Consider the following 5,206-nt stretch of genomic DNA (forward strand, 5'->3'; position numbering starts at 1 on the left):
CAATGCAGTTCCACCCGGAGGTCATGCATACCGAGAACGGTCTTACTATGCTCAGAAACTTTTTGTTTGAGGTCTGCCATTGCAAAGGAGACTGGTCAATGGGCGACTATGCAAACACAGCTATCCAAAATATCAGGGAAAAAGTCGGGGATGGCAAGGTGCTTCTTGCGCTGTCAGGCGGCGTTGATTCGTCCGTGCTTGCGGCTTTGCTGTCAAAAGCGATCGGCAGACAGCTTACATGCATATTCGTCGATACCGGATTCATGCGCAAAAACGAAGGCGACGAGGTAGAGGCGGCATTTTCCAACTCTGACATAAATTTTGTCCGCGTCAACGCGGGCACACGCTTCATGAATAAACTCAGCGGCGTATCCGAGCCCGAGAAAAAGAGAAAGCTTATCGGCGAGGAATTCATCCGCGTTTTCGAGGATGAGGCAAAGAAGATAGGAAAAGTTGAGTTTCTCGCACAGGGCACGATATACCCCGACGTTATAGAATCTGGCACGGGCGACGCTGCCGTCATCAAAAGCCATCACAACGTTGGCGGACTGCCTGATTTTGTTGACTTTAAAGAGATTATCGAACCATTGAGGTTATTGTTTAAAGACGAGGTCAGAAGCCTCGGCGAAGAGCTCGGGCTTGCAAGCTATCTTGTATGGCGCCAGCCGTTCCCGGGTCCGGGACTTGCGATACGTATCATCGGCGAGATAACGGAGGAAAAACTCGAAATTCTTCGTGAGGCAGACTGGATATTCCGCGAGGAGATCGCAAAAGCCGGTCTTGACCGTGACATACACCAGTATTTCGCGGTTCTTACATCTATGCGCTCTGTCGGAGTAATGGGCGATGGCAGAACATATGACTACACCCTTGCTCTGCGCGGCGTTACTACGACAGATTTTATGACTGCCGACTTTGCAAGGATTCCTTATGACCTGCTTGCCTCCATAAGCAACCGTTTAGTAAATGAAGTCCCGCATATCAACCGAGTGGTCTACGACATCACGACAAAACCTCCGGCAACTATCGAGTGGGAATAATGATAAAAGCTTAGTTCAGATAATCCGATTGAGAAACTCAATTAATCGTGTTGGATATAACTATTTGTGGTGTATCTGACACGGTTTATTGGATTTAATATCCATGGTTTTGGCAAGTAGTAATAGGGGGTTGAGATAGTGAAAGTTTTAAAAATCCTTGGAATTTTATTTTTCGTTTCCTTTGTGTTTGTAGCTGTTAAAGGGGTTACATCGGGAGTCGCTCCGGGTTCTGCTGAAACGGAACCGCAGAAAATTGCAAGATCTCTTGTGAAGCAGGAAATGCAGAAGCAAGTTGGTCTGAAGAAGTGGAAAATCACGTCTAACAAAGTGGCGTCGGATAAGGATAACGTAAACAATCCGGGTGATTATGACAAGCCTATGGGTGAAAAAAGAATAGTATGGATTGAGGGCAATGTAAATGCTACTTCTAAGGACGGCGTCACAGGGAATGCCGGTTATGACCTTGAGCTCTATCAAATGAAAGGCGATACCAAATGGTATATCGGTAATCATACAGGGGTCTTAATAGACTTGAAGGTTACAGACAAGCCTGAGGTAAAGGAAGAAAACATCAGTGACGGACAGGTGGAAGATATAATGCCTGGCAAACCTGCAGATGCGACACCTAAAGATGCTAAATCGCCAGAAACAACCGCTCAGGCGCCAACAGCACTTTCTAGCAGCGATTTAAAGGGCGCATGGCACTGGAAAGATTCAGACGATTTCTATATGATTTTAAGAGATGATAATACATATAGTTATGTTGAAAAGAATGCAGGCTTTTACGACGAAGGAACCTACACCATAAGTAATACTGACGATGGCTTTAGGGTTACGGTGCAATATACAACTGGTCAAAATGACAGCTTTATGAATATAAAACTTACTGATAAAAATCATCTTGAAGGAAATGAGAAAAACAACAGCTGGAAAGCAGAAAGGATAAGCCCTGCAGCTGCAGAGGACGTTTTGCAGAGTTTGAAAGGAAAATAATTTTTTTAATGCTTATTGTCTAGCCCGGCAAACTACGGGCAGGAGATTGTTTTTTACTGCCAACAGCTGCACAAGTTATATTTTGAAAAGAGCTAACTGATTTTGTGTCAGTTAGCTCTTTTACTGCAGAGTACTATCAATGATCCCCTCCGACTCTAAACGCAGCTTAAAAAAGACTTTGAGCCATTCGGGTTTTGACTCCATTTCAGGAATCATATTAAGTAATCGCCTTTTACCGGTTCGTTTATCTAGTATTGCGAATAGTCTGACTATTGGGTCAAAAAAAGATAAACTTTCTTCAATACTTCGATTTTGATATTCGTGGAAAGCCTCATAGAAACCATATTGATCAAAACCGCCGTGATTCTTTGTTTCTAAATCAACTTTATCCCAATACGATTCCGCTTGCTTTTTTGAAATGACGTTGTTTTTCACTAACATATCACGTTTGGATTGCCAATCATAATAACAGGACTGAAAGATTTCATTTCCATCAAGTCGAATAGCTACTCGCCCTTCCTGGTCATGTGATTTCCTGTAACGAGTGGCAAAGTATTGAATCCGTCCTTTAAGTGAATCACAAATATTATCTTGTTCTAACACTTTACGCATTGCACTCCATGAAAGCCCCATTACTTGCCTCCTTACTCCTTTAGGCGCTGTACTTTTCCTTTTTAAAATAGAATACTCTATAAAAACATAAAAGTAAATAAGATACTATACCCAATATAATTGAATCATCAGACTGAATGGTTTCATCAAAATCCCGGTTTAACTAACTAAATAAGACTTAAATAGCCAGATATATCCTTGACAAACCAGATAATGTGGATAATAATAGGAGAATAAATGCCGAAAAACGCCGCTAAAAAATAATATCTACAATAAGGAATATAATATGCAAATTTTTTTCTCGACTCTTAACCAGACCCTGGTACTTTTTATTTTTATGATCATTGGCTTTATCTTAAAAAAAGGTAAATTTATGCCGGATAATTCATCGTCTGTTCTTTCCAAGCTTGAAAATATCATTCTTGTTCCGGCGGTTGTTATCAACACATTTATGAACAAGTTCACTTTTGAGAATATTACCGCAAAATGGACATATATGATTTACTCTACCGTGATCGTAATCGTTCTCATACCGATCGCATTATTCTTTTCAAAGCTGTTCGCGGAAAATACATATGAAAAGCAGATATATAGATACTCATTTGCTTTCGCCAATTTTTCATTTATGGGTATTGCGCTTGTCAGCGGCGCATTTAACGCGGATGTGCTTTTTGATTATCTAATATTCATTATGCCATTTTATATCGTTTGTTATAGCCTTGGCGTTGCTTGGCTCATTCCGGGCAACGGCGGTAAGGTAGGAATAAAATCATTTGCAAATCCTATCTGTATCAGCCTTGTAATAGGTGCAGCATTCGGACTTGTTAAGCAGTGGTTTGCACTGCCTGGCTTCATGCAGACAGCACTAACCGGAGCCGGTTCCTGCATGGGTCCTATCGCTATGATCCTGACTGGATTTGTTATAGGCGGATATGAAATCAAAAGCCTACTAAAAGGATGGAAGGTTTATGTGATGAGTGCAATAAGGCTCATCTTTCTTCCTTCAATTTTTATATTGATATTAAAAGCAATCAACACGCCTTCAGAAATTGCGGTCGTCGCGCTTATCAGCCTTGCAATGCCGCTCGGTCTAAATACAGTCGTGATTCCGGCTGCATATGACGGCGACACGAGGCTTGGCGCATCCTTTGCTCTTGTATCGTCCGTACTCGGAATTATCACGATACCGGTTATGCTTGGTATATTTATGTAGAAAGCAAGTAAATATGTTACAGCCCTTAACCTTATAATACAGGGTTAAGGGTCTTTATTTTTTTAGGGTAAAATTTTTATGCGGCAGCTATTTACAAAAAGCCGATAAGTATGTAAAATGATATAGAAAGATTTGGACTTGCGGGCTTTGCCCGTGATTGGAGGATAAAATGAGCGAAGAAGCAGCATATAAGCGCGTCCTTTTGAAGATCAGCGGCGAGGCGCTTGCCGGTGATAAGAAAAGCGGACTTGATGCGGATACAATAAATAATATCTGCGATAAGATCAAGGAAATAATCGGGATGGGCGTCCAGCTTGGCATTGTTGTCGGCGGCGGAAACTTCTGGCGCGGCAGAAACGGCGCGGAAATGGACAGAACGCGCGCTGACCATATGGGGATGCTCGCAACCGTTTTAAACTCACTTGCACTGCAGGATGCGCTTGAAAATAAAGGCGTTCCTACACGTGTAATGACTGCTATAGAAATGAAAGAGATTGCTGAGCCGTATATCAGAAATAAAGCGGTCTGCCACCTTGAAAAGGGAAGAGTGGTCATTTTCGGATGCGGTCTAGGTGTTCCGTTCGTCTCAACAGATACAGCTGCCGCACTGCGCGCCGCTGAAATAAATGCAGATATCCTGCTTCTTGCTAAAAATATCAATTATATTTACAGTGACGATCCAAAGAAAAACCCAAATGCTGAAAAGCTGCTTGAAATATCCTACAGTGAGATCCTGGCAAAAAGGCTCGGCGTTATGGACGCTACGGCGACATCCTTCAGTATGGACACCAACATGCCAATCATGCTCTTCGGTCTCGACGACCCTGAAAACCTCGTCCGTGCTATCAAAGGTGAAAAAATCGGAACTATTGTAAAGGAGGCATAACACATGGCAAACAATTACACTGATGTTGAATCCAAAATGCAGAAAGTTTTAGACAACCTGTCAAACGAGTATAAAGCAGTTCGCGCGGGGAGAGCAAATCCTGCAATCTTAGACAAGATTTCGGTTGATTACTACGGTGCTATGACTCCCATAAACCAGATGGCTGCAATCTCGGTGACAGAGGCGAGGACACTTACGATCACCCCTTGGGATCCGTCTGCGCTTAAAAGCATCGATAAAGCGATCCAGACATCTGAAATAGGCATCAATCCTCAAAACGACGGCAAAACTATCCGTCTTATTTTTCCTCCGCTTACTGAAGAGAGACGCCGTGATCTTGCGAAACAGATCAGGAAATACGGAGAAGAGGCTAAGGTCGCCGTACGTAATGTAAGACGCGACGCTATCGACGTTTTCAAGGCAAAGAAGAAGAAGTCGGAAATTACAGAAGATGACCTTAAA

Annotated in this window: 6 protein-coding genes; 5 read left to right on the plus strand and 1 reads right to left on the minus strand. The window is 42.5% G+C overall.

The annotated features are described in order from the left end of the window. Together guaA and Q8865_10905 are read left to right on the plus strand one after the other, a co-directional pair. On the plus strand, positions 1-1,040 hold a 1,040-nt coding region (gene guaA, locus Q8865_10900), incomplete at its 5' end, for a glutamine-hydrolyzing GMP synthase (GenBank protein ID MDP4153925.1). Positions 1,041-1,178: 138 nt separating this feature from the next. After that, entirely contained in the window at positions 1,179-2,033 is an 855-nt protein-coding gene (locus tag Q8865_10905; GenBank protein MDP4153926.1) for a hypothetical protein, read from the plus strand. Positions 2,034-2,153: 120 nt separating this feature from the next. Here Q8865_10905 and Q8865_10910 read toward each other — a convergent pair whose 3' ends face one another. Next, the gene (locus tag Q8865_10910; protein MDP4153927.1) at positions 2,154-2,666 is read right to left on the minus strand and encodes a hypothetical protein; all 513 of its coding nucleotides are present in this window, start codon (positions 2,664-2,666) and stop codon (positions 2,154-2,156) included. Between the two features lie 265 nt (positions 2,667-2,931). On the opposite strand from Q8865_10910, the gene Q8865_10915 reads away from it, so the two are divergent. The 3 genes from Q8865_10915 to frr form a co-directional block, all read left to right on the plus strand. Further along, on the plus strand, positions 2,932-3,858 hold the full coding sequence (locus Q8865_10915; protein ID MDP4153928.1) for an AEC family transporter: 927 nt from the start codon (positions 2,932-2,934) through the stop codon (positions 3,856-3,858). A gap of 169 nt (positions 3,859-4,027) precedes the next feature. Further along, complete coding sequence (gene pyrH, locus Q8865_10920; protein ID MDP4153929.1) at positions 4,028-4,744, plus strand: UMP kinase; 717 nt, start codon at positions 4,028-4,030, stop codon at positions 4,742-4,744. 3 nt (positions 4,745-4,747) lie between these two features. Further along, positions 4,748-5,206: ribosome recycling factor (gene frr, locus Q8865_10925; GenBank protein MDP4153930.1), on the plus strand; the 459-nt coding region annotated here is incomplete at its 3' end.

The sequence above is a fragment of the Bacillota bacterium genome (assembly GCA_030705925.1).
Lineage (GTDB): Bacteria > Bacillota > Clostridia > Oscillospirales > Feifaniaceae > JAUZPM01.

Excerpts from the sequence above, each read along its gene's own strand:
- Q8865_10910 (MDP4153927.1), bottom strand. The coding sequence starts at position 2,666 with ATGGGGCTTTCATGGAGTGCAATGCGTAAAGTGTTAGAACAAGATAAT.
- pyrH (MDP4153929.1), top strand. The coding sequence starts at position 4,028 with ATGAGCGAAGAAGCAGCATATAAGCGCGTCCTTTTGAAGATCAGCGGC.
- Q8865_10915 (MDP4153928.1), top strand. The coding sequence starts at position 2,932 with ATGCAAATTTTTTTCTCGACTCTTAACCAGACCCTGGTACTTTTTATT.